3 protein-coding genes are annotated in these 4,464 nt (G+C 50.6%); 1 reads left to right on the forward strand and 2 read right to left on the reverse strand.

Annotation, left to right across the window (positions count from 1 at the left end; genetic code table 11):
- Window positions 1–25: 25 nt before the first annotated feature.
- Complete coding sequence (locus Q0L26_RS05620; RefSeq protein WP_296648534.1) at window positions 26–1,741, reverse strand: ABC transporter permease subunit; 1,716 nt, start codon at window positions 1,739–1,741, stop codon at window positions 26–28.
- A gap of 180 nt (window positions 1,742–1,921) precedes the next feature.
- Window positions 1,922–3,145, reverse strand: coding sequence for an extracellular solute-binding protein (locus Q0L26_RS05625; protein ID WP_296648536.1), 1,224 nt, complete (start codon window positions 3,143–3,145; stop codon window positions 1,922–1,924).
- A gap of 205 nt (window positions 3,146–3,350) precedes the next feature.
- Here Q0L26_RS05625 and Q0L26_RS05630 point away from each other — a divergent pair.
- Window positions 3,351–4,464, forward strand: a 1,114-nt coding sequence (locus Q0L26_RS05630; RefSeq protein ID WP_296648540.1) for an alpha-amylase family glycosyl hydrolase, incomplete at its 3' end; no start/stop codon positions are given.

Raw genomic sequence — 4,464 nt, forward strand, 5'->3', positions numbered from 1 at the left:
TTGACGTTAGCTGTTGCAGTAGTCATTAGTTCACATCCTCTAGAGTGCGAGTGCGTCGGAAACTTACAAGTGAGAAGGTCGCGACCACGATAAAGATCAAGATCGAGAATGCGCTAGCCAAACCGTAGTCTTGGCCGTGACCACCCGAGAACGCGATCTTATAAACGAAGGTGATCAAAATATCTGTTCCACCGGCGTCATAACCGCTTGTCGCCGAATCCATCGGGCCACCCTTGGTGAGCAAATAAATCAGCGTGAAGTTGTTGAAGTTGAACGCGAACGATGAAATTAGCAGCGGAGCAATCGAAACCAAAAGCAGTGGCAATTTAATCTGTCGCAAGATCTGCCACGGAGTCGCACCATCGATAGTTGCCGATTCGGTGAGCTCTGCAGGAATGGCCTGAAGCGCACCGGTGGTAATCAAGAACATGTATGGGAAACCTAGCCAGAGGTTAACCAAGAGAATTGCGGCACGAGCCGGGCCTTCTTCTGTCAACCAAGGAATGTGGTTTCCACCGAGAATCACGTTGTTAATGAATCCCTGGTCGGTGTTTAGCAAACCGCGCCAAACGTAAGCCGACAAGAACGCAGGAAACGCGTAAGGCAAAATCATCAACGAACGGTATACGCGCTTGAACTTCATGCGGTCGTCGTTGAATAGCAGAGCAATTGCAAGACCGGCAATAAACGTGGTCAAAACAGTCGAACCTGCAAAGATGAATGTCCAAGACAGAATCTTTAGCAGCGGTGCACGCAGGTTTTCATCGGTGAAGATTGTTTTGAAGTTCTTGAAGCCAACTTCTACTTTCCAACCGATGTCGCTAACCTTCTCGCCATTTGGCTTGCCATCGGCTCTGAAATAGCCGTCTTCGGCTGCCCCAAATACGATGCCATCGGTTACTCGAGTAAAGGTTTTAGCCTTGCCATCCCAAACCAATTCGGTTTGGTAGGTGATGGCAACCATGAGGTCATCGGTCTTGACGAACTGACCTTCGTGATTTGTTGGGTCAACATACAATCGAGTAGCAGCAAGCCTATTTAGTTGCGCCTTGCTGAGCCCCTGCTGATCAGTTGCAGCATAGCCAGGTGCCGAAATTGCGTCGGCGATGTTGTCGCCAAGAATTGTGATTTCACAATCGCTTGGAGCGACGTTGGTGGAGTTGTTTTGAATGACATCAGAGATTGCTGTCGAACACGCTGCGATCTCAACCAACTTTTCGTTTGCACTGTCGCCAACAAAAACTTTTCCGTTTACTGGGTCGGTCAGCAAGAACTCAACTTTGCCCGCGTCGGTTTTAACTAGGTGCACGTCATATTGCGCTGCGCCATCAACCACTCCGTAGCCAGCCGCACGAATTGCAGACACAGCTAGTTTCTGGTCACCGTTGTGAAACGAGCCATAGTTGGTGAAAGCGGTGTAAGCGCTGAAGAACAAAACATAGATCTGGAATGCGATAAGCAGAACCACTCCGGGTGCCAGATATTTTGCAGGGAGACCGCCGCGACGAAGGTAGAGCCAGTTGATAATCAGCATGGCCACGATGGCAATCGCTACTGCCAACCAAAGGCTCTTCATGAAAAGAATGAATGTGACAAAAATTGTGACCGCATCAAGAATTGCCAAAAGCAAAATCTTAAAGATCGTTCCACGAAGACTTGGTGTTCCACCGTCATAGAGCTGCTTAACGCTCTTGCGCTTAATATTGCTGCGGTCAGAGCCGCCAGCGAATGGGTTGGTCATGAAGCATCCCTCCCTGGATGTTGCAAACTAAAGAAACTCTATTCGCAAAATTCAGCAGCCAATCACACAAAGCGGGTTCGTTACCTAACCGAAACTGAAAGCGCTTGCCGAATTCATGGGGCAAAAAAGAAGCGAGGCCCCGGTTTCCCGGAGCCTCGCTCGAGCTTTGCTCGACTGAAATTAGCCCTTGATAAGCGCGGTGATTGCGCTAGTCATGGTCTTCCAGTCAGCTGCAGGGTTGGTTGACTTGCCAGTAAGGATCTTGGCTTCGGTCTTGCCCCACTTGTCCCAAACGCTGTCCATCGCAACGATGTTAGGCATTGGAACTGCGTTCTTGCCAGCAGCAGCGAAAGCTGCGATAACTGGGTCAGATGAAGCAACTGCTAGAGCTGCCTTGTTTGCAGGAGTGAAGTTGTCTACGTTGAAGTATTCAATTCCGGCTTCCTTGCCAGCAAGGTAGGTCAATAGCTGGGTTGCGTTTACAACGTCAGTTGCTGGGCTGTTGGTGATGAATCCACCCTTTGCACCCATGAACTGCTGAGCAGTCTTGCCACCGAATGAAGGAATAGCTGAAACAGCGTAGTCCTTGTTGATGACTGACTTGGTGGTGCACTTTGAGTTTCCACCTTCGATTGACGAAACTGCCCATGGACCAGTGATCCAGTAAGCCAAGGTTCCGCTCTTGATGCCACAGATTGCGTTGTCCCAACCGAAGTCAGCCTTACCGAAGAACTTCTGTCCCTTGGTTGCTAGGTACTGAGCGAACTTGGTTCCTTCTGCGCCATCCATGCCTAGGGTTGAAGTCCAACCCTTTGAGGTTGAGTTGAACACTGGAGCACCGAATGAGCTCTGCACTGGGTAGAAGTGGTATGGGTCGCCACCGACAGCACCGTAGGTGCCGACTAGAAGCTGACCATCTTTGATCTGTGCACCAGTGGTAGGAGCCTTAGGAGCCTTCTTTAGGTTGCGAACTAGAGCAATGTTCTCAGTGTAGAAAGGCACACCATACTGCTTGCCGTTGAACAAGAATGCCTGAAGGGCGTTGCTTGCAAGGGTCGAGGTGGTTGCTGCTGACAAAGTAACTGGGCGTAGAACACCAGCAGCTGCTAGGTTTCCGGTCCAGTCGTGTGCTGCAGCGATAAGTAGGTCTGGACCAGTTCCTGCAGGAACTGCGGTCTTTAGAGCATCGCGAACGGTGCCAAAGTCCTTGCCAGTAAGAGTTACGGTTACGCCGTTTGCCTTAGCCCAGGTCGCTACTGGACCTGAGAAGTCTGCCTTACGGGCGCTGTCTACCCAAACCAAGAGGTTTGGGGTGTCTGCGATGGCTGGGGTGCTTACTGCAAGCATTGCTCCCGCTGCCAAGGTCGCTACTGCAGCTGCGATGCTGCTCTTGCGGATCTTCATTTGTTACCTTTCGAACTACGTAGTTGAAGGACTTGCAATCAAGTCCCTACTATCCAACCCCCTAACCTTAACTTCTCGCAACTTGAGAGCAAACTTTTGGATAACGGAATTATCACGATGAAACCGCGAGATTTCGGGGTTTTTATCCGTGGATAAAGGCTACAAAGCGCCTTTTGGCCGTAGCTTTTCGAATAAGTTAGATGCCATGTCTAAATCACCTATCTTGTATTCGACCAAAGAAAACCCTGAATGGTGGCGCTCAAGCGTCATTTACCAGATCTACCCTCGAAGCTTTGCCGATGGCAACGGCGACGGCATGGGTGACCTAAAGGGAATCACCGATCGCCTGCCGGCACTTGCCGAGCTCAACATTGATGCCATCTGGTGCTCACCGTTCTTTAAGTCGCCACAAAAAGACGCTGGATACGACGTCAGTGACTACAAAGACATCGACCCGCTGTTCGGAACCCTCGCAGATTTCGACAACATGGTGGCCGAGGCGAAAAAGCACGGCATTCGCATCATCGTTGACTTGGTTCCAAACCACTCTTCAAACGAACACGAATTTTTCAAGGCCGCACTTAAGGCAGCACCTGGTTCACCTGAGCGCGAAATGTATATGTTCCGCGACGGCAAGGGAAAGAACGGCGAACTTCCTCCGAACAACTGGCAGTCAGTTTTCGGTGGCAACGCTTGGACTCGCATCACCGAACCAAACGGCGAACTAGGCCAGTGGTACTTGCACATCTTCGACTCATCACAGCCTGACCTTAACTGGGACAACGAAAAAGTTCGCGAGATGTTCGACGACGTTCTTCGTTTCTGGCTCGACCGCGGTGCTGCAGGTTTCCGCATCGACGTTGCCCACGGAATGATTAAGCGCACCGGATTGCCAGACGTTGCAGTTGCCGACTCACACATGGGTGGCGCAAAGTCTGAAGAAGACATGAGCATCAAAGAACTTGAAGAGAAGAACCCGTTCTGGGGTCAGCCTGAAGTTCACGACATCAATCGTCGTTTCAGAAATATCTTGGATGAGTATGACGAGCGCGTAATGTGCGGCGAAGCATGGGTAATGCCTCTTGCTCGCATGGCGACTTGGGTTCGCTCAGATGAATATCACCAGACATTCAACTTCGGTTATCTAGAAACTCCTTGGAAGAAAGATCGTTTGATCAAGACCATCAACGAGTCTTTTGATTCTTTCGGTGCCGTCGGCGCACCTTCGACTTGGGTGCTTTCAAACCACGACGTAATTCGTCACGTGACTCGCATGGGTTACGACGAGATTCCAAAACAGGGTGATGGCATTGGCCCGA

Origin of the sequence: Rhodoluna sp., from assembly GCF_024641065.1 — a bacterium.
In the GTDB taxonomy this organism is placed as follows: Bacteria; Actinomycetota; Actinomycetes; order Actinomycetales; family Microbacteriaceae; genus Rhodoluna.